The sequence below is a fragment of the Kitasatospora sp. NPDC007106 genome (assembly GCF_040634455.1).
GTDB classification, from domain to species: Bacteria; Actinomycetota; Actinomycetes; order Streptomycetales; family Streptomycetaceae; genus Kitasatospora; species Kitasatospora arboriphila.
This window is the reverse complement of the sequence record NZ_JBEYFP010000001.1, coordinates 19,857-38,396: the sequence shown is the minus strand read 5'-3', so window position 1 is coordinate 38,396 and position 18,540 is coordinate 19,857. Positions and strand designations below refer to the sequence as shown.

The 18,540-nt window shown below is 74.5% G+C and carries 16 protein-coding genes; 8 read left to right on the top strand and 8 right to left on the bottom strand.

The annotated features are described in order from the left end of the window. Positions 1–11 precede the first annotated feature (11 nt). A complete protein-coding gene (locus ABZ641_RS00145) occupies positions 12–290 on the bottom strand; it encodes a hypothetical protein (protein ID WP_344622775.1) in 279 nt (92 codons plus the stop codon). 244 nt (positions 291–534) lie between these two features. Here ABZ641_RS00145 and ABZ641_RS00140 point away from each other — a divergent pair, with 244 nt between their 5' ends. Beyond that, positions 535–2,910 (top strand): lysylphosphatidylglycerol synthase transmembrane domain-containing protein, encoded by a 2,376-nt coding sequence (locus tag ABZ641_RS00140; protein ID WP_359978006.1) that lies wholly within the window; start codon positions 535–537, stop codon positions 2,908–2,910. 197 nt (positions 2,911–3,107) lie between these two features. Here the strand turns inward: ABZ641_RS00140 and ABZ641_RS00135 are convergent, their stop codons facing one another. Together ABZ641_RS00135 and ABZ641_RS00130 are read right to left on the bottom strand one after the other, a co-directional pair. Next, positions 3,108–3,332 (bottom strand): hypothetical protein, encoded by a 225-nt coding sequence (locus tag ABZ641_RS00135; RefSeq protein WP_344622777.1) that lies wholly within the window; start codon positions 3,330–3,332, stop codon positions 3,108–3,110. Between the two features lie 92 nt (positions 3,333–3,424). After that, the gene (locus tag ABZ641_RS00130; RefSeq protein ID WP_359978004.1) at positions 3,425–4,351 is read right to left on the bottom strand and encodes an AraC family transcriptional regulator; all 927 of its coding nucleotides are present in this window, start codon (positions 4,349–4,351) and stop codon (positions 3,425–3,427) included. A gap of 93 nt (positions 4,352–4,444) precedes the next feature. On the opposite strand from ABZ641_RS00130, the gene ABZ641_RS00125 reads away from it, so the two are divergent. After that, positions 4,445–5,437 (top strand): NADP-dependent oxidoreductase, encoded by a 993-nt coding sequence (locus ABZ641_RS00125; protein ID WP_359978002.1) that lies wholly within the window; start codon positions 4,445–4,447, stop codon positions 5,435–5,437. Positions 5,438–5,444: 7 nt separating this feature from the next. Here the strand turns inward: ABZ641_RS00125 and ABZ641_RS00120 are convergent, their stop codons facing one another. From ABZ641_RS00120 to ABZ641_RS00100, 5 genes are read right to left on the bottom strand one after another with little or no spacing between them, the layout of a single operon-like run. After that, positions 5,445–6,041, bottom strand: coding sequence for a GNAT family N-acetyltransferase (locus tag ABZ641_RS00120; RefSeq protein ID WP_344622779.1), 597 nt, complete (start codon positions 6,039–6,041; stop codon positions 5,445–5,447). Then, positions 6,041–8,107, bottom strand: a complete 2,067-nt coding sequence (locus tag ABZ641_RS00115; protein WP_359977994.1) for a penicillin acylase family protein — start codon at positions 8,105–8,107, stop codon at positions 6,041–6,043. The genes ABZ641_RS00120 and ABZ641_RS00115 overlap by 1 nt, the downstream gene beginning before the upstream one ends. Beyond that, complete coding sequence (locus ABZ641_RS00110) at positions 8,104–8,928, bottom strand: ABC transporter ATP-binding protein (protein ID WP_344622781.1); 825 nt, start codon at positions 8,926–8,928, stop codon at positions 8,104–8,106. Before ABZ641_RS00110 ends, ABZ641_RS00115 begins: the two co-directional genes overlap by 4 nt. Before the next feature lie 53 nt (positions 8,929–8,981). Continuing rightward, positions 8,982–10,013, bottom strand: a complete 1,032-nt coding sequence (locus ABZ641_RS00105) for an iron chelate uptake ABC transporter family permease subunit (RefSeq protein WP_344622782.1) — start codon at positions 10,011–10,013, stop codon at positions 8,982–8,984. Next, positions 10,010–10,987 carry an iron ABC transporter permease gene (locus tag ABZ641_RS00100; protein WP_359978035.1) on the bottom strand — a complete coding sequence of 326 codons (978 nt, stop codon included), beginning with the start codon at positions 10,985–10,987 and terminating at the stop codon, positions 10,010–10,012. The genes ABZ641_RS00105 and ABZ641_RS00100 overlap by 4 nt, the downstream gene beginning before the upstream one ends. 243 nt (positions 10,988–11,230) lie before the next feature. Here ABZ641_RS00100 and ABZ641_RS00095 point away from each other — a divergent pair, with 243 nt between their 5' ends. The 6 genes from ABZ641_RS00095 (at position 11,231) to ABZ641_RS00070 (ending at position 18,529) form a co-directional block, all read left to right on the top strand. After that, positions 11,231–12,283, top strand: coding sequence for an ABC transporter substrate-binding protein (locus ABZ641_RS00095; protein ID WP_359977991.1), 1,053 nt, complete (start codon positions 11,231–11,233; stop codon positions 12,281–12,283). 7 nt (positions 12,284–12,290) lie between these two features. Continuing rightward, complete coding sequence (locus ABZ641_RS00090) at positions 12,291–13,157, top strand: siderophore-interacting protein (RefSeq protein ID WP_344622784.1); 867 nt, start codon at positions 12,291–12,293, stop codon at positions 13,155–13,157. A gap of 135 nt (positions 13,158–13,292) precedes the next feature. After that, entirely contained in the window at positions 13,293–14,855 is a 1,563-nt protein-coding gene (locus ABZ641_RS00085; RefSeq protein ID WP_359977989.1) for an aspartate aminotransferase family protein, read from the top strand. A gap of 34 nt (positions 14,856–14,889) precedes the next feature. Next, positions 14,890–16,182, top strand: a complete 1,293-nt coding sequence (locus tag ABZ641_RS00080) for a SidA/IucD/PvdA family monooxygenase (protein ID WP_359977987.1) — start codon at positions 14,890–14,892, stop codon at positions 16,180–16,182. Beyond that, a complete protein-coding gene (locus ABZ641_RS00075; RefSeq protein ID WP_344622787.1) occupies positions 16,179–16,745 on the top strand; it encodes a GNAT family N-acetyltransferase in 567 nt (188 codons plus the stop codon). Before ABZ641_RS00080 ends, ABZ641_RS00075 begins: the two co-directional genes overlap by 4 nt. Further along, on the top strand, positions 16,742–18,529 hold the full coding sequence (locus tag ABZ641_RS00070; RefSeq protein WP_359977985.1) for an IucA/IucC family siderophore biosynthesis protein: 1,788 nt from the start codon (positions 16,742–16,744) through the stop codon (positions 18,527–18,529). The genes ABZ641_RS00075 and ABZ641_RS00070 overlap by 4 nt, the downstream gene beginning before the upstream one ends. Positions 18,530–18,540 lie beyond the last annotated feature (11 nt).

Genomic DNA, 18,540 nt, shown 5'->3' with positions numbered 1-18,540 from the left:
CGGAGGCCGTCTCAGTGCGCGGAGTGCTTCTCCGCGCCGCGGTGCCGGTGGCCCGGCAGCTCGACGTGGTGGGCGACGCCGGCCATCGGCCCCGCCGTCGTGTCGGAGCGGCGCCCGCCGTGGCTGAACACCGCGTCCCCGAAGTACGGCCCGTTGCGGGCGGCGGAGGCGGTGTCGGTGTGCAGCTGCGGGGCGAGCGGGCCGGGGTTGGTGGCCATGCCGCGGCGTTCGAGCAGTTCCTGGGTGCCGCGGCGGAGCTTGGTCATCTTGCCGGTGGTCTGCTTGGCCATGGTCGGCCTCCCTTCCGCAGCCGGGCCGCCCGCGGGGGCCGCGGGACTCGGGGAACGCCGACCGCACGGGGTGTTATGTCCGGATTTTAGCGTTTTCACTCCTTCCTGTACCCCCCGCCTGCCGACCCCGCACCTTTGGCCCGGACACCCGCCCGACGAGCCTCCGCAGGCCCGGCCCGGCAACCGGGCGGATCTCGTGACCGGCATCGCACTCCCCCGTCCGGGGGATGTGGGAGCATGCCGCGTGGCCACGCTGACCCCTGCAGGAGAACTGCGGACCGCGCCCGCGACACCGCGTCACCGCCGGGTGCGGCACCCCGCGGCGCTGATCCGCGCCCTGATCGGGCTCACCGCGATCGGCCTGCTCCTGCTGCTCGCCCAGTACGCCCAGGGCACCGCCGGCGGTCTGGACGCCGACGTCGTCGAGGGCACCGGCCTGCTCCCCCGGCCCCCGGTGCGGCTGCTGGCCGCCTGCAGCGCGGCCGCCCTGCTGCTGGTGCCGCTCGCCTTCGCCGTCGGCCGGGTGCTGCGCCGGGCCGGCCGGCAGGTCGCCGACGGGGTGCTCGCCGCCGTCCTCGCCTACGCCGTCTCGCTCCTCCTCGACCTCGCGGTCGGCGGGCTCACCGCGCTCACCCACCCCTTCCCCGAGGGCCCCGGCCGCACCGACCCGGTGTACGGACACCTGGCCCCCGTCCTGGCCTTCATGACCGCGGTCGGCACCGGCGGACTGCCCCGCTGGCGCGCCTCGCTCGCCGCCACCCTCACCGCCGCCGGGCTGTCCGGCCTGCTCACCGGCTACGCCACCCCGCTGTCGGTGCTGCTCGCGCTGCTGATCGGCTGGACCACCGCGCACCTGGTCGCCTGGACCGTCGGCGAACCCACCCGGGAGCCGTCCGAACTGCAGCTCTGGGTGACCCTGCGCAACGCCGGGACCCGCCCGAACACCGTGCGGGTGGCCGGCCCCTGCCGGTACCTGGTGACCCAGCACCAGGACCGGCCCGACCTCGACGTCCGGCTGCTCGACCGGCGCGCCGCCGCCCTCGGCCTGCCGCAGCACGTCTGGCAACTGCTGCGGCTGCGCACCGCCCCGCTGCCGCTCGGCCTGCGCTCGCTGCGCGAAGGACTGGAGCACCAGACCCTGGTGGCGCACGCAGCCTTCGCCGCCGGGGTACGTACCCCGGAGCCGCTCGCCGCCGCCGAACTCGGTCCGGACGCCGCCCTGGTGGCCTACCGCCACCTGCCCGGCCGGCCGCTCGGCGACGTCCCCGCGGACGAGGTCACCGACGAGGTGCTGCACGACGCCTGGCAGCAGCTGCGGCTGCTGCACCGGCGCAGCATCGCCCACCGCACCCTCGGCCCCGACACCGTCCGCCTCGGCCCGGACGGCGCGGTGCAGCTCACCGAACTCGCGTACGGCGAGATCGCGGCCGGCGAACTCCTGCTGCGCCTCGACGTGGCCGGGATGCTCACCGCGCTGGCCCTGAAGGCCGGTCCGGAACGGGCGGTGGCCGCCGGCGCCACGGTGCTCGGACCCGCCACGATCGGCGCCGCGCTGCCGCTGCTGCAGCCGATCGCCCTGCCCCGGGCGACCCGCGACGCCCTCGCCGCACAGCCCGAACTGGCCGCCGCGATACGCGCGGAAGTGCTCCGGCTGCGCCCGCAGGCACCGGCGGAACCCGTCCGGCTGGAACGGCTGCGGCCGCGCACCCTCGCCACCGTCGCCGCCGGCATGGCCGGCGGGTACCTGCTGCTGCAGGCACTGTTCGGCTCCGGCCTCGACTCCTTCCGCGCGGTCGCCGACGCCGACCCGTTCTGGCTCTCGGCGGCCGTCCTGGCGGCCGTCGCCAGCTACGGCGCGGCGGCCCTCGGATTCATCGGCTTCGTCCCGGAACGGCTCGACCCGCGCGGCGCGCTCGCCGCCCAAGTGGCGGGCTCCTTCGTCAAACTGGTGTCACCCGGCGGAGTGGGCGGCATCGCACTGAACACCCGGTTCCTGCAGGCCAGCGGGATCCCCACCGCACAGGCACTCTCCAGCGTGGGCGCCTCCCAGCTGGTCGGCCTGGCACTGCACATGCTGCAACTCGCCTTCTTCACCACCCTGGTGGGCCTCGGACCGCAGACCGAACTGCCCAGCCCGGCCTGGCTCGCGGCCGGCCTCGGCCTGGTCGCCGCCGTCCTGCTGTCCGCGCTCGCCGTGCCCTGGCTGCGGCGGCGGGTCGTCGGCCTGCTGCGGCCGCTGCGGGCCGAGGTGCTGCCGCGCCTGCTCGACCTGCTGCAGCAGCCGGGCAAGCTGGCGGCCGGCATCGCCGGGCAACTGCTGGTCTCGACGGCCTTCGTGGCCTGCCTGTACTGCTGCGCACTGGCGGTCGGCGCCCGGCCGTCCTTCAGCGCGGTCGCGGTGGTGTTCCTGGCCGGCAACGCGGCCGGCTCCGCGGCGCCCACGCCGGGCGGCGCGGGCGTGGTGGAGGGTCTGCTGACGGAGGGCCTGGCGCACACCGGCGGCATGGACCAGGGCAGCGCGTTCGCCGCGGTGATGCTCTTCCGGCTGCTGGTCTTCCTGCTGCCCGTCCTCCCGGGCTGGCTCGCCTTCACCTGGCTCCAGCGCCGCCGGGCCCTGTAGGCAACGCCCCAGGGGCGCGTGGGAGCACCTCCCGGCCGAAGGCTGGGGAGAACTGCGCAATTCGGATGGGGCTGCCCTACGGATCAGCGCGCGGCCCGAAATTCTGTGGCGTACCCGCTCCCGGACTGCGCAGTTCCCCGCGCCCCTGGGGTGCTGCCACTGGGGTGCTGCCCGTGGGGGTGCTGCCCGTGGCTGCCTCAGTCCCGGTAGTCGTCCTCGTCGAGGGAGACCACGATGGACTGCTCGACGGCGTCGCCGTCGTCGGCCTGGTCCGCGCCGAGGGCCCGCCGCTCGCGCAGTTGCTCCAGTTCGTCGACCTGGCGCTCGGCCACCTCCCGCTCCTCGTCCTCCGCCTCCATGACGGCCGGCGACTCCTCGTCGTAGTCTTCGGGGAACTCCGGGTTCTCTGGGTTCTGGACCATGGCGCCAGTATCCGCCGCGGACCGCCCGCCCGCGCCCCCTCGGCCGACCTCGGCGTGTTGGACGCACCGGACCGAACGCCGCCGCGCAGGGGTCAGGCGGCCTCGCGGGCCCGCCGCCGGTACTGGCCGGGCGGCAGCCCGTACGCGCGTTTGAAGGCCTTGGCGAAGGCGAATTCGGAGCGGTACCCGACCCGGTCCCCGACCACCGCGATCGGGGTGTCGGAGTGCCTCAGCAGGCCGGCCGCGGTGGTCATCCGCCAGCGGGTGAGGTAGGCGAGCGGCGGTTCGCCGACCAGGGCGGTGAAGCGCCGGGCGAACGCGGCCCGGGAGAGCCCGACGCCCGCACCGAGGCTCTCGACCGTCCAGGTGCCGCCGGGGTCGGCGTGGATCGCCTTCAGGGCGGGGGCGATCGCCGGGTCGCGCAGGGCGGCGGCCCAGCCGACTGCCGCGGCGTCGGGCTGTTCGTCGAGCCAGGCCCGCAGGATGTAGAGCAGCAGCAGGTCGATCAGCTGGGCGACGATGCCGTCGGAGCCGGGCCCGGGCCGCTCCAGTTCGGCGGCGAGCAGGTCGACCGCGGAGGCGAGGGCGGTGTGGCGGCCGCGCCGGGCCGGCAGGTGGATCAGCGGGGGCAGGGTGGCGACCAGCGGGTGCGGGCGCTCCTGGTCGAGGAGGTAGGAGCCGCAGAGGATCGTGCTGACCGGGCCGGTGCCGGGATCGGCGGGGCTCGGCGTCGGCGGCCGGGGCCAGCTGAGGTCGGCCCGGTAGTCGACGACCGGGGAGCCGGGGTCGTCGGCGAGGACGTGCTCCCGGCCGCTGCGTACGAAGACGATGTCGCCGGGGCCGAGCCGGGTGGTGGCGCCGCCGGGTTCGATCAGCCAGCAGGTGCCGGCGAGCACCACGTGGAAGCCGGCGCCGGCCTGCTCGGCGAAGCGCAGGCCCCAGGGCGCCCGGCAGTCGGTGCGGGCGGAGACGGGGTTGCCGGTCCGTACGGAGGCGACGGCGTCGGTGAGGATGTCCACCCGGCGAGCCTATCCGCCCGCCCACCACCTGGAGACGATCGGACATCGAATCGAGTCGATCAGCCATTCATCGTCTCGCACAGGGTTCCTACGGTGGACACCGAACCGATCGGCGGGACCGTCCCGCCGCACCCCCGCCGCCACCAGGAGCACCCCTTGCGCGCCATCGTCCAGCAGTCCTTCGGCACCCCCGACGTCCTCGTCCCGGCCGAGGCCGTCCGCCCGGTCGCCGGCCCCGGCGAGGTGCTCGTCCGGGTGCACGCCGCCTCGGTCAACCCGGTGGACGCCCACGTCCGGGCGGGTGCGCTGCCGATGCTCGGCGAGCCGCCGTTCGTGCTCGGCTGGGACGTCTCGGGCGTGGTCGAGGAGGTCGCCCCGGACGTCACCCGGTTCCGGGTCGGCGACGAGGTCTTCGGCATGCCGTGCTTCCCGCGGCCGGCGGGCGCCTACGCCGAGTACGTCGCGGCGCCGGCCGGGCACCTCGTCCGCAAGCCGGCCGGCCTGGACCACGTGCGGGCCGCCGCGCTGCCGCTGGCCGGGCTGACCGCCTGGCAGGCGCTGGTCGGCACGGCCGGCCTGCGGGAGGGCATGCGGGTGCTGGTGCACGGCGCGGGCGGCGGGGTCGGCCACCTCGCGGTGCAGATCGCCAGGGCCCGCGGCGCGGAGGTACTGGCCACGGCGAGCGCGGCCAAGCACGACTTCGTCCGCTCGCTCGGGGCGGACCGCGTCATCGACTACCGGGCCGGCGACTTCGCCGCCGGGCTGGGCGGGCTCGACGTCGTCCTGGACGGCGTCGGCGGATACGGGCGGCGTTCGCTGCCGCTGCTGGCCGAGGACGGCATGCTGATCACCCTGATCGAGCGGAACAGCCCGGAGCTCACCGCAGCGGCCGCGGCGGCCGGACGGCGCCTCGCCGGGCCGGTCGTCGCGCCGGACGCCGCCGGGCTGGCGGCCCTGGCCGAGCTGGCGGAGCAGGGCCGGCTGCGCCCGCACGTGCAGCACGTGCTGCCGCTGGAGGAGGCCGCGAAGGCGCACGCGCTGATCGAGTCGCGTGGCACCCGGGGCAAGATCGTGCTGACGGTCTGAGTCCGGGTCAGGCCCGTTCGGCGGCCTCCCGGTCGAGGAAGACCAGCCGGGCCCGCTTCTCCGGCTTGTCGATCTCCGGGCCGGGTTCGAAGCCGCAGCGCCGCAGCAGCGCGATCGCCCGGTCGTTGCGGGCGTCGGGCTCGGCGACGATCCGGCGGCGGCCCGGGTCGGCGAGCAGGAAGCGGACGAACACGCCGACCAGCGCCCGGCTGACGCCGTGCTGCGGGGGGCCGTCCGCCGGGCCGATCAGCAGGTGCATCCCGTGGTCGCCCGGCCGGACGTCGTAGCACTCGCCGACCGGGTCGTGCTCGGGTTCGTAGCTCTGGAAGAGCGCGGCCGGGCGGCCGTCGCGCAGCGCGAGGAAGGCGTGGTGGGTGGTCAGCGAGTCGACGAACTCGTAGGTCTCCCGGACCTGTTCGCGGTCGGCGTCGAGCATGCCCCAGTAGCGGGCGCGCGGTTCGGTGACCCAGCGGTGGACGAGTCCGGCGTCGGCGGCCGGGTCCAGCTCGACGATCCGGACGGCTCCCACGACGGGCAGCCGCTCCTCGTGCAGCGCCGGGCGGTCCGCGGGCAGGGCCGCCCGGGCGGGGGTGTCGGCGGTCATCACGGCTCCTCGGTGAGGCGGGTCCAGTCGGTGGTGACGGGTGCGAGGCCGCCGCTCAGCCACAACGGCAGCTGGTCGCGCCGGTGCGGGTGGCCGGGCAGCCCGGAGGCGCCGAACGGCACCACCCAGCGGCTGTTGTCGCGGTCGGCCAGATCCCAGACGTACCGGGCCGCCGGTCCGCGGGCGCTGCGGTCGGTGAAGCCGGGCACGCTGGAGGTGGAGAGCACGCAGTCGTGGTCGCCGGCCAGCCCCGGCCGGTCCTCGTCGGATCCGCCGTCGGCACCGGGCAGCGCCTGCCAGGGCGCCAGCCGGTGGGTGGCGCCCCAGGTCCGCCCGGTGTCCTCGGCGGCGGCGGTCTCCTCCGCGGCGGCCCGCACCAGCGCGGTGCGGTCCACGCCGGGCAGCCGGTCCTCCGCCAGCAGGGTCTCCAGCGCGTAGGCGATCCTGGGCAGCAGTGCCAGCCAGGGCAGGAACGGCTCCGGGTACGGCGAGGGCCCGGTGAGGCCGGCGAGCGCCGGTTCGGCGGCGAACCGGCGGACGACGGCGGAGCGCAGCTCGGCGAACCGGGCGGCGTCGGTGGAGTCGGCCGCCATCCGGCGGTCCCAGGCCAGCAGCCGGTCGCGGAGCTTCTCGGCGGCCGGGCTGAGGGCGTCGAGGGCGGCGAGCAGGTCGAGCAGCGGGGCGGCGGAGGCCAGGTGGGTGTCCATGTGGACGAGCGCCATGTCGGCCGCCGTCCAGGCGACCGGGGCGGCGAGCAGGTCGGCGATCCGGTCGGCCCGGTGCGGCGGCGCGAACTCCACGCCGAGCGGGGCGGCGAGGCCCCGCTGATTGGCCATCACCGCGGTGCCGTCCACCTCGGCGCGCGGCATCGGGCGCCGGCCGCGCCAGGCGTGCTCGGCCTCCCAGGCGGGGACGGGCCGCAGGCTGTTGGCGCGGGGCCGGTCCGGGACGGCGCCGGCGACCCGGTGCAGCAGGCCGCCCGCGGTGTCGGCGGCCTGGACGACGTTGACCGGCTCGATCCAGTGGTCGAAGGCGCGGTCGACGTCGTCGACGGTGCGGGCGCGCAGCAGGGCGGGCAGCGCGTCGAAGCCGAGTTCGACGTCGACCCGCGGCAGGCAGCGGAGGCTGAGGGCCTCCCCTTCGCCGTCGGCGCCGCCGGTGATCACCGGTCCGCGGGCGGTCTCGACGATCTCGATCTCCACCGGTCCGGCGCCGGCGACCTCGACCGTCTCGCGGTGGACGGCGGCGGGCTGCCAGCCGTCCGGGCCGAGCGCCTCGACGCCGGGGCCGCCGGGGCCGCCGGTGCGGCGCAGCCGTTCCCGGTAGAGGTCCTGGTAGTCGGCCATGGCGTTGGTGATCGCCCAGGCGACGCCGCCGGTGTGGCCGAAGTGGCCGATGCCGGGGACGCCGGGCACGGCCAGGCCGATCACGTCGTACTCCGGGCAGGCCAGCCGGACCTGCTGGTAGATGCCCGGGTCCTCGACGAAGCGGTGCGGGTCTCCGGCGATCAGGGCGGCGCCGCTGCCGGTGCGCCCGCCGGCGATCAGCCAGCCGTTGCTGCCGGAGGTGCCGGGGCCGTCGGTGGCGAAGAGTTCGGTGTGCTCCTCGCCGAGGGCGCGGGCGACCCGGTCGCGCCAGAGCTTGGTGGGGAAGCCGGCGAACAGGACGTGGTGGGAGAGCCAGACGGAGAGCGGGGTCCACGGCTCCCAGTGGCCGGGGGTGGTCCCGGCGGCGGCGAACTCGGGGGCCCGGTGGCCGTGTTCGGCGAGCCCGTCGTTGACACCGTCGACGTAGGCGCGGACCCATGCGGCGGTCGCCGGGGCGAGGGCGTCGTAGCAGCGGCGGGCGGTGTCGGCGAGCCGGGCCCGCCGGGCGAAGACGTCCCAGCCGAGGGCGTCGGCGCCGAGGAAGGCGGCGGAGGTGCCGCGGGCGCGGTGCCGCTCGACCTCGATCTGCCAGGCGCGGTCGGCGGCGGCGTTGCGGCCCTGGGCGCGGGCGAGTTCGAGCGGGTCGTCGGCGCGCAGGTGCGGGATGCCGTACGCGTCGCGGTAGGTACGGGCGGTCATGCCCGGCTCCCTTCGGGGCGGGCGGCGCCGCGGCGGGCGGCGGGGACGACCAGCGGGGTGCCGGTCTCGGGGCAGTCGATGACCCGGCAGGGCAGCGTGAAGACCTGTTCGACGAGGTCGGCGGTGACGATCTCGGCGGGCGGCCCGGAGGCGACGACCTTGCCGTCGCGCATGGCGATCAGGTGGGTGGCGTAGCGGGCGGCGTGGTTGAGGTCGTGCAGCACGGCGACGAGGGTGCGGCCCTGCTCCTCGTGCAGCCGGGCGCACAGGTCGAGGACCTCGATCTGGTGGGCGATGTCGAGGTAGGTGGTGGGCTCGTCGAGGAGGAGCAGCGGGGTCTCCTGGGCGAGTGCCATGGCGATCCAGACGCGCTGGCGCTGGCCGCCGGAGAGTTCGTCGACGAGCCGGTCGGCGAGGGTGTCGACGCCGGTGGCGGCCATCGACTCGGTGACGACCTCCTCGTCGCGGGCGGACCACTGGCGGAGCAGGCCCTGGTGCGGGTAGCGGCCGCGGGCGACGAGTTCGGCGACGGTGATGCCGTCGGGGGCGACGGAGGACTGGGGCAGCAGGCCGAGGGTGCGGGCGACCTTGCGGGCCGGGATCGTCGCGATGTCCTGGCCGTCGAGCAGCACCGAGCCGGCGGCCGGCCTGAGGGTGCGGGAGAGGGCGCGCAGCAGGGTGGACTTGCCGCAGGCGTTGGGGCCGACGACGACGGTGAACGACCGGTCGGGGACGGCGACGGTCAGGCCCTCGGCGATGGTGCGCTTCTCGTAGGCGAGGGTCAGCTCGGCGCCGGCGAGGCGCGTTCCGCCGCTGTCCATGGTCGGTTCTCCGTTCCGGGGCGTGGTGCTGGTGCGGGGTGCGGTCCGTCTGTTCACAGCCGGCCCGCCCGGCGCTCGGTGGCGAGGAGCCAGACGAGGTAGCCGCCGCCGAGGACTCCGGTGACCACGCCGACCGGCAGCTGGTGGCCGGCGAAGGCGTGCTGGGCGGCGTAGTCGGCGGTGACGAGCAGGGCTGCGCCGGTGCACGTGGCGGCGAGCAGGTTGGGGCCGGGCGCCCGGGTGAGCCGCTTGGCCAGCTGGGGTGCGGTGAGGGCGACGAAGTTGACCGGTCCTGCGGCGGCCGCGGCGAGCGAGGCGAGCAGGACGGCGCAGACGAGCAGGGCGAGGCGGACGCGCTCGACCCGGATGCCGAGGCCGCTGGCGGCGTCGTCGCCCATCTCCAGCATCCGCAGGGCGCGGCCGCAGCCGAGCAGCACGGCGGGGCCGAGGACGGCGAGGGCGATCAGCAGCGGGACGGCGTCGCGCCAGCCGCGGCCGTCGAGGCTGCCGGTGAGCCAGAGCATCGCGCGGGCGGCGTCCATGAGCTGGGTGCGGGTCAGCAGGTAGCCGTTGATGCCGGTGAGGATGGCGGCGCTGCCGATGCCGACGAGGACGAGCCGGCTGCCCTGGACGCCCTGCCGCCAGGCGAGGGCGTAGATCGCGGCGCCGGTGGCGGTGCCGCCGGCGACCGCGCCGCCGGCCAGGGCGAGGCTGCTGCCGCCGGCGAGGACGACGAGCAGGGCGCCGGCGCCGGCGCCCTGGGTGAAGCCCAGGATGTCGGGGCTGCCGAGCGGGTTGCGGACGAGGGACTGGAACAGCGCGCCGGACAGGGCGAGGGCCGCGCCGACCAGCAGGGCGGTGACGACGCGGGGCAGCCGCAGGTCGTTGACGACGAAGTCCTCGGCGGGGCTGCCGCCGCCGGTGAGAGTGCGCAGCACGTCGGAGGTGCTCATCGGGTAGTCGCCGCTGCCGAGGGCGAGGACGCCGACGGCGAGGGCGAGCAGGGCGGCCGAGGCGCCGACGAGCAGGGCGCGGGGCCGGTGGCGGACGGAGACGGAGGTGCCGATCCGGAGGGTGCTGCTCATGCCCGGGCCACCTTTCCGCGGCGTGCGAACCAGAGGAAGAAGGGGCCGCCGAGGACGGCGGTGACGATGCCGACCTGGAGTTCGCCGGGCCGGCCGAGGACGCGGCCCAGCACGTCGGCGCCGAGCAGCAGGACGGGGGCGAGGACCGCGCAGTAGGGGAAGAGCCAGCGCAGGTCGGGGCCGGTGAGGGCGCGGACGAAGTGCGGCACCATCAGGCCGACGAAGACGATCGGTCCGCAGGCCGCGGTGGCCGCGCCGCAGAGCAGGGTGACGGCGGTGATCGCGGCGGCGCGGACGAGTTCGGGCCGGGCGCCCAGCGCGCGGGCGGAGTCGTCGCCGAGGGCCATGGCGTTGAGCGGCCGGGCGAGGGCGAGGGCGAGCAGCAGGCCGGTGGCGATGAACGGCAGCACCTTGAACACGGTGGAGGCCTGGGCGCCGGCGAGCGAGCCGACCGTCCAGAAGCGCATCTTCTCCAGGGCGCCGGTGTCCAGCAGCATCAGGGCGCTGACGTAGCTGTAGAGGGTGGCGTTGAGGGCGGAGCCGGCGAGGGCGAGCCGGGCCGGGGTGGCGCCGCGGCCGCCGCCGACGGCGTAGACCAGGGCGGCGACGGCGGCGGTGCCGGCGAGGGCGAACCAGACGTAGCCGTCGAAGGTGGCGATGCCGAGGAAGGTGCCGGCGGAGACGACGGCCGCGGAGGCGCCGGCGTTGATGCCGAGCAGGCCGGGGTCGGCGAGCGGGTTGCGGGTGAGGGCCTGCATGACGCCGCCGGCGAGGCCGAGCGCGGTGCCGGCGAGCAGGCCGAGCAGGGTCCGCGGCAGCCGCATCTCGTGGACGACGGTGTACGAGCCGGAGGCGGGGTCGGTGAGGCCGTGCCAGACCTCGGCGGGCGCGAGCTGCTTGGCGCCGACGCCGACGCTGAGGACCAGGACGGCGATCAGGACGGCGAGGGCGGCGAGGAGGCCGGCGGCGCGCAGCGCGGTGCGGGCGCCGGGCGGGCGTCGTCGGAGGTCGGCGGGTTCGGCCGAACCCCCTTGGGCCTGTGGCGGCTTGGTGAGAGACACGGGTGGTGCTCCGGCGCTGGCGGGGACCGGATTCCGGAACCCCCTCTGGACAACGACTTAGGTTAGGTTAACCTAATGTCCGCTGCGGGTCAGCCGCCAGTCCCTGCCTGCGCCGACCGCCGCACCCGCCCCCTTCGAACCGAGAGAGACACCGTCATGCCGCGTTCCAGAACTGCCGCTCACCTCTCCCGTCGCGGCCTGCTCGCCGCCGGTGGCGCCACCGCCCTCGGTGCCGTGCTGGCCGCCTGCGGCAGTGGCGGCGGTTCGGGATCCGACGGCGCGTCGGGCTCTTCGGCGAAGCCCGCCGGTGCGGGCTCCTGGTCGTTCACCGACGACCGCAGGAAGGAGGTCACCGCCAAGTCCGCCCCGAAGCGGGTCGTGGCGTACACCGGCACCGCGGCCGCCCTGGTGGACTTCGGCCTGGACGAGCAGATCGTCGGCGTCTTCGGCGAGACGAAGACCGCCGACGGCAAGGCCGACCCGACGGCCGGCGACCTGAAGGTCGACAAGGTCGAGATCCTCGGCAACGTCTGGGGCGAGTTCGGCGTCGAGAAGTACGCGGCGCTGCGGCCCGAGCTGCTGGTGACGCACATGTACGACCCGGACGCGCTCTGGTACGTGCCGGACGAGAGCAAGGACAAGATCCTGGGGCTCGCCCCGAGCGTCGCGATCACCACCGCCCGCGTCCCGATGACCAAGCCGATCGAGCGGTACGCCGCACTCGCCGAGTCGCTCGGCGCGGACCTGAAGGCGAAGAAGGTCACCGACGCCAAGGCCCGCTTCGAGAAGGCCGCCGAGGAGCTGCGCCAGGCCGCCAAGGCCGCCGGCGGCCTCAAGGTGATGGCCTGTTCGGGCAGCGCGGACATCTTCTACGTCTCCAACCCGAAGGTCTCCACCGACCTGATGTACTTCGCCGAGCTCGGCGTGGACATCGTGGTGCCGACCAAGCTGGAGGCCGGCGACTACTTCGAGGCGCTCAGCTGGGAGAACGCCGGCAAGTTCCCCGCCGACCTGATCCTGCTGGACAACCGCTCGACCGCGCTGCAGCCCAAGGACCTCGCAGCCAAGCCGGCCTGGGGCCAGCTGCCCGCCGTCAAGGCCGGCCAGGTCACCCCGTGGGACGCCGTGCCGCGCTTCTCGTACGCGGGTGCCGCGCCGCTGCTGGAGAACCTCGCCAAGGCGATCCGGAACGCCAAGAAGGTGAGCTGACGCCGCCATGGCCACCGCTTCCGCGATCGCGGCGCAGTACGGCTTCTTCGAGGCCGAGGTCGTCCGCACCCGCCGGCTCGGGCCGACGATGCTGCGGGTCACCTTCGGCGGCGCACAGCTGGCCGGCTTCGCCTCGGGCGGCCGGGACCAGAGCTTCTCGCTCTTCCTGCCGCACCCCGGGCAGGACGCCCCGGTGCTGCCGGTCGAGGAGGGCGAGGGCTGGTTCGCCGCCTGGCGGGCGCTCGACGAGGACGTCCGGGCGGTGATGCGCTCGTACACCGTCCGCGCGCAGCGCCGTGACCCGGACGAGGTGGACGTCGACTTCGTGCTGCACGGGGTCGACGTGCCCGGCGCGGCCGGACCGGCCGCCTCCTGGGCGGCGAAGGCCGCACCGGGTGACCGGGTGGTCATGCTCGGCCCGGCGGTCGAGGACAACCGCAGCGTCTGCTTCCGGCCGCCGGCCGGCACCGACTGGGTGCTGCTGGCCGCGGACGAGACGGCACTGCCCGCGGTCGGCGGCATCCTGGACGCGCTGCCGCCGGCCACCCGCGCCCGGGTCTGGATCGAGGTCCCGTACGCGCAGGACATCCAGGACCTGGCCGCCGGACCGGAGGTGGAGATCACCTGGCTGGTCCGGGAGAGCGGGGCGACCCCGCTGGTGGAGGCCGTCCGCGCGGCCGACCTGCCCGGGGGCACCCCGTACGCCTGGATCGCGGGCGAGTCCGGGAGCGTCCGGGCGCTGCGCCGGCACCTGGTCGGCGAGCGCGGGACGGACCGCGCCGCGGTGACCTTCTCCGGCTACTGGCGGCGCGGCGCCTCCGAGGAGCAGCTGCGCCTGGAGGCCGCTTCCGGCACGTCTTCTGACGAGGACTGAATTCGACACACCGTCAATCGCACCTCCACGACGGCCCGTTCCCCGACTCCGGGGTACGGGCCGTCGCGCATGCATGGAACTTAGGATAGGCTAACCTAAGTTCCACTCCCCGTCCGCGACCGTTGAGGACTGACCATGAGTTTCCGGGGCCACACCGTCGAGCCGTCGGCAGGCAGCACCGCCACCCTGGAGGACGCCAGATCACACCTGTTCAACGACCGCACGGTGGAGCGCTACCGGGAGTCCCTGCGGGCCGGCGTCGAGACCGTCGCCGCCAAGGTCTCCACCACCACCCGCCCCTTCACCGGGACGACCCCGGACCGGCTGGCCCCGGAGATATCCGGCATCGACCTCGACCGCCCGCTCGGCGACCTTGCCGAGGCGCTCGCCGAGCTGGAGGACGTCTACCTCCGCGACGCCGTCTACTTCCACCACCCCCGCTACCTGGCCCACCTCAACTGCCCGGTGGTGATCCCCGCCCTGCTCGGCGAGGCCGTCCTCACCGCCGTCAACTCCTCGCTGGACACCTGGGACCAGAGCGCCGGCGGCACCCTGATCGAGCGTCGCCTGATCGACTGGACGGCCGAGCGGATCGGCCTCGGCCCGGACGCCGACGGCGTCTTCACCAGCGGCGGCACCCAGTCCAACCTCCAGGCCCTGCTGCTCGCCCGCGAAGAGGCCTGCACCGCCCTCGCGGCCGCCGCCGACACCCCGCCGGCCAAGCACGAACTGCTGCCGCAGCTGCGCATCATCGCCTCCGAGGCCAGCCACTTCAGCGTCAAGAAGTCCGCGAAACTGCTCGGCCTCGGCATGGACGCGGTGATCTCCGTGGAGACCGACCGCGGCCGCCGGATGAAGCCCGAGGCGCTCGCCCGGGAGCTCGCCCGCTGCACCGCCGAGGGCCTGACCGTGATGGCCGTGGTCTCCACCGCCGGCACCACCGACTTCGGCTCGATCGACCCGCTGCCCGAGATCGCCGGCCTGTGCGCCGCCGCCGGGGTGTGGATGCACGTGGACGCCGCCTACGGCTGCGGACTGCTGGTCTCCCCCACCCGCCGGCACCTGCTGGACGGCATCGAGCGGGCCGACTCGGTCACCGTCGACTACCACAAGTCCTTCTTCCAGCCGGTGAGTTCCTCCGCCGTGCTGGTCCGCGACGGCGCCGTGCTGCGGCACGCCACCTACCACGCGGACTACCTCAACCCGGCCCGGATGGCCGAGCGGCGGATCCCCAACCAGGTCGACAAGAGCATCCAGACCACCCGGCGCTTCGACGCCCTCAAGCTCTGGCTGACCCTGCGCACCATGGGCGCCGAGGCCGTCGGCCTGCTCTTCGACGAGGTCGTCGACCGCGCCGCCGCCGCCTGGGAGATGCTCACCGAGGACCCGCGCTTCGAGGTCGTCACCAAGTCGCAGCTGTCCACCGTCGTCTTCCGCTGGCTGCCGCCCGCCGGCCCGGCGCGCGACCTCGCCGACGAGGCCAACCTGTACGCCCGCGAGGCGCTCGCCGCCTCCGGCGAGGCCGTCGTCGCCGGCACCAAGGTCGACGGCCGCCACCACCTGAAGTTCACCCTGCTCAACCCGGAGACCACCGTGGACGACATCGCGCACGTCCTCGACCTCCTCGCCGAGCACGCCGGCCGGTACGTCAACGACCGGGCCGCCGTCGCCCCCGAGCTCTGCCCCACCGCGGTCTGATCCCCGCCCGCCCCCTCCGCACCACGGGAGAAGCATGTCCACCCACGACTTCGTCGCGATCGGGCTGGGTCCCTACAACCTGGGCCTCGCCTGCCTCACCGAGCCGATCGACGGCCTCGACGGCGTGTTCCTGGAGAGCAAGCCGGACTTCGACTGGCACCCCGGGATGCTGCTCGACTTCGCCACCCTGCAGACGCCGTTCATGGCCGACCTGGTGACGCTCGCCGACCCGACCTCGCCGTACTCCTTCCTCAACTACCTGAAGGAGCGCGGCCGGCTGTACCCGTTCTACATCCGCGAGATGTTCTACCCGGTGCGCAGCGAGTACAACGAGTACTGCCGCTGGGCCGCCGCCAGGCTGCGCAGCGTCCGCTTCGGGCACACCGTCACCCGGGTCGAGTACGACGGGGCCGACGGCCTGTACACCGTCGTCTCCGAGGCCGGCGGCGGAACCGTCCGGCACCGCGCCCGGCACCTGGTGCTCGGCACCGGCACCCCGCCCTTCCTGCCCGAGCCCTGCCGCGGGCTCGGCGGCGACCTGGTGCACAACTCCGGCTACCTGGAGGCCAAGCAGACGCTGCAGAAGAAGCGCAGCATCACCGTCGTGGGCAGCGGCCAGAGCGCCGCCGAGATCTACTACGACCTGCTCGCCGAGACGGACGTGCACGGCTACCGGCTCGACTGGGTGACCCGCTCGCCGCGGTTCTTCCCACTGGAGTACACCAAGCTCACCCTGGAGATGACCTCCCCCGAGTACGTGGACTACTTCCACGCCCTGCCGGAGGAGACCCGCTACCGCCTGGAGTCCGAGCAGAAGGGCCTCTTCAAGGGCATCGACGCCGACCTGGTCAACGGCATCTACGACCTGCTCTACCAGAAGAGCGTCAAGGGCCCCGTCCCGACCAGGCTGCTCACCAACTCCGCGCTGCGCAGCGCCTCGTACGACGAGACGCCGGGTACCTACACCCTCGGGCTGCACCACGCCGAGCAGCAGCGGGACTTCTCGCTGACCACCGAGGGCCTGGTGCTGGCCACCGGCTACGCGTACACCCCGCCCGCCTTCCTGGAGCCGGTGCACGACCGGATCCGCTGGGACGGCCGCGGCCGCTTCGACGTCGCCCGCAACTACAGCATCGACACCACCGGGCGCGGGATCTTCCTGCAGAACGGCGGCACCCACACCCACAGCATCACCTCGCCCGACCTCGGCATGGGCCCGTACCGCAACTCGTGGATCGTCCGCGAGCTGACCGGCCGCGAGGTCTACCCGATCGAGAAGACCATCGCCTTCCAGGAGTTCGGCGCGCCGGAGGGCGCCCCCGCATGACGCTCTTCACCCGCACCGACGCCCGCCTCGGCGAGTTCTCCGTCCGCCCGCTCGACCCGGACGCCGACGCCGCACTGCTGCACGGCTGGGTCACCCACCCCAAGGCCGCGTTCTGGATGATGCAGGACGCCACCGAGGACGACGTCCGCGCCGAGTACCGGCGGATCACCGGGCACCCGCACCACGACGCCTTCCTCGGCCTGGTCGACGGCGTGCCGGCCTTCCTGGCCGAACGCTACGACCCGGCCCGGCTCGAACTCGTCGGCCTCCACGACGCCGAGCCCGGCGACGTCGGCATGCACTTCCTGTGCGCGCCCGCCGACACCCCGGTGCACGGCTTCACCCGGGCCGTCATCACCACCGTGATGGCCTTCCTCTTCGACGACCCGGCCACCCGCCGCGTCGTCGTCGAGCCGGACGTCCGCAACACCGCCGTCCACGCCCTGAACGCCGCCGTCGGCTTCGAGGTGGTCGGCCCGATCGCCAAGCCGGAGAAGGACGCCCTGCTCAGCGTCTGCACCCGCGCCCAGTTCCAGCACGCCCTCGCAGGAGCCGCCGCATGATGCCCGCCGGAGCCGTCGCCCACCTGACGCCGGACGCCTGGGCACGGGCCAACCGGCTGCTCGTCCGCAAGGCGCTCGCCGAGTTCTCGCACGAGCGGCTGCTCGCCCCCGAGCGGCTGCCCGACGGCCGGTACGCCGTCCGCAGCGACGACGGCACGGTGGAGTACCGCTTCACCGCCCGGCTGCGCGCCCTCGACCACTGGCAGATCCCGGACGGGTCCGTCACCCGGCACCGCGGCGAGCAGGAACTGCCGCTCGACGCCCTGGACTTCTGCATCGAACTGCGCGGCACGCTCGGCCTGACCGACGAGGTGCTGCCGGTCTACCTGGAGGAGATCTCCTCCACCCTGGCCGGCACCGCCTACAAGCTCTCCCGGCCCGCCCTCGGCGCCGACGAGCTGGCCAAGGCGGACTTCCAGACCGTCGAGACCGGCATGACCGAGGGCCACCCCGGCTTCGTCGCCAACAACGGCCGGATCGGCTTCGGCGTGCACGAGTACCACCGGTACGCCCCGGAGGCCGCCTCCCCGGTCAAGCTGGTCTGGCTCGCCGCGCACCGCGACCACTCGGTCTTCACCTCCTGCGCGGACACCGACTACGACACGCTGATCCGCCAGGAGCTGGATCCGGCCACCCTGGCCCGGTTCGCCGCCGCGATGGCCGCCCGCGGGCTCTCCCTCTCCGACTACCACCTGCTGCCGGTGCACCCCTGGCAGTGGTGGAACAAGCTGTCGGTGACCTTCGCCGGCGAGGTCGCCCAGCAGCGCCTGGTCTGCCTCGGCGAGGGCGACGACGAGTACCTCGCCCAGCAGTCCATCCGCACCTTCTTCAACACCAGCGACCCGTCCCGGCACTACGTGAAGACGGCCATCTCGGTGCTCAACATGGGCTTCATGCGCGGCCTCTCGGCCGCCTACATGGAGGCCACCCCGGCCATCAACGACTGGCTGGCCAAGCTGATCGCCGACGACGAGGTGCTGCGCGGCACCGGCCTGACGATCATCCGCGAGCACGCCGCGATCGGCTACCGGCACCGCCAGTACGAGGCCGCCACCGACCGGTACTCGCCGTACCGCAAGATGCTCGCCGCGCTCTGGCGGGAGAGCCCCGTGCCCTCCCTCGCCCCCAGCGAGCGGCTGATGACGATGGCCGCCCTGCTGCACACCGACCGGGCCGGCCGCTCGCTGGCCGCCGCCCTGATCGGGCAGTCCGGCCTCGCCCCCGAGGTGTGGCTGCGACGCTACCTGGACGCCTACCTGACCCCGCTGCTGCACAGCTTCTACGCCTACGACCTGGCGTTCATGCCGCACGGCGAGAACACGATCCTCGTGCTGGACGGCGGCACCGTGCAGCGGGCGGTCTTCAAGGACATCGCCGAGGAGATCGTCGTCATGGACGAGAACGCGGTGCTGCCGCCCGCCGTCCGGCGCGTCCGGGCCGCGGTGCCCGACGACATGAAGCTGCTGTCGATCTTCACCGACGTCTTCGACTGCTTCTTCCGCTACCTCGCCGCGACCCTCGCCGAGGACGGCGTGCTCGACGAGGACGGCTTCTGGCGGACGGTCGCCGAGTGCGTCGCCGACTACCGCGACTCGGTGCCGCACCTCGCCGACCGGTTCGACCGGTACGACCCGTTCGCGCCCGAGTTCGCGCTGTCCTGCCTCAACCGGCTGCAGCTGCGCAACAACCGGCAGATGGTCGACCTGGCCGACCCGTCCGCCGCCCTGCAGCTGGTCGGCACCCTGGCCAACCCGATCGCCCGCTTCGCCCCCGCGGCCCGGTGACCGCCGCCACC

Coding starts and splice junctions, on each gene's coding strand:
- ABZ641_RS00145 (WP_344622775.1), bottom strand. CDS start 290: ATGGCCAAGCAGACCACCGGCAAGATGACCAAGCTCCGCCGCGGCACC.
- ABZ641_RS00135 (WP_344622777.1), bottom strand. CDS start 3,332: ATGGTCCAGAACCCAGAGAACCCGGAGTTCCCCGAAGACTACGACGAG.
- ABZ641_RS00120 (WP_344622779.1), bottom strand. CDS start 6,041: ATGACCGCCGACACCCCCGCCCGGGCGGCCCTGCCCGCGGACCGCCCG.
- ABZ641_RS00115 (WP_359977994.1), bottom strand. CDS start 8,107: ATGACCGCCCGTACCTACCGCGACGCGTACGGCATCCCGCACCTGCGC.
- ABZ641_RS00110 (WP_344622781.1), bottom strand. CDS start 8,928: ATGGACAGCGGCGGAACGCGCCTCGCCGGCGCCGAGCTGACCCTCGCC.
- ABZ641_RS00105 (WP_344622782.1), bottom strand. CDS start 10,013: ATGAGCAGCACCCTCCGGATCGGCACCTCCGTCTCCGTCCGCCACCGG.
- ABZ641_RS00095 (WP_359977991.1), top strand. CDS start 11,231: ATGCCGCGTTCCAGAACTGCCGCTCACCTCTCCCGTCGCGGCCTGCTC.
- ABZ641_RS00090 (WP_344622784.1), top strand. CDS start 12,291: ATGGCCACCGCTTCCGCGATCGCGGCGCAGTACGGCTTCTTCGAGGCC.
- ABZ641_RS00085 (WP_359977989.1), top strand. CDS start 13,293: ATGAGTTTCCGGGGCCACACCGTCGAGCCGTCGGCAGGCAGCACCGCC.
- ABZ641_RS00080 (WP_359977987.1), top strand. CDS start 14,890: ATGTCCACCCACGACTTCGTCGCGATCGGGCTGGGTCCCTACAACCTG.
- ABZ641_RS00075 (WP_344622787.1), top strand. CDS start 16,179: ATGACGCTCTTCACCCGCACCGACGCCCGCCTCGGCGAGTTCTCCGTC.
- ABZ641_RS00070 (WP_359977985.1), top strand. CDS start 16,742: ATGATGCCCGCCGGAGCCGTCGCCCACCTGACGCCGGACGCCTGGGCA.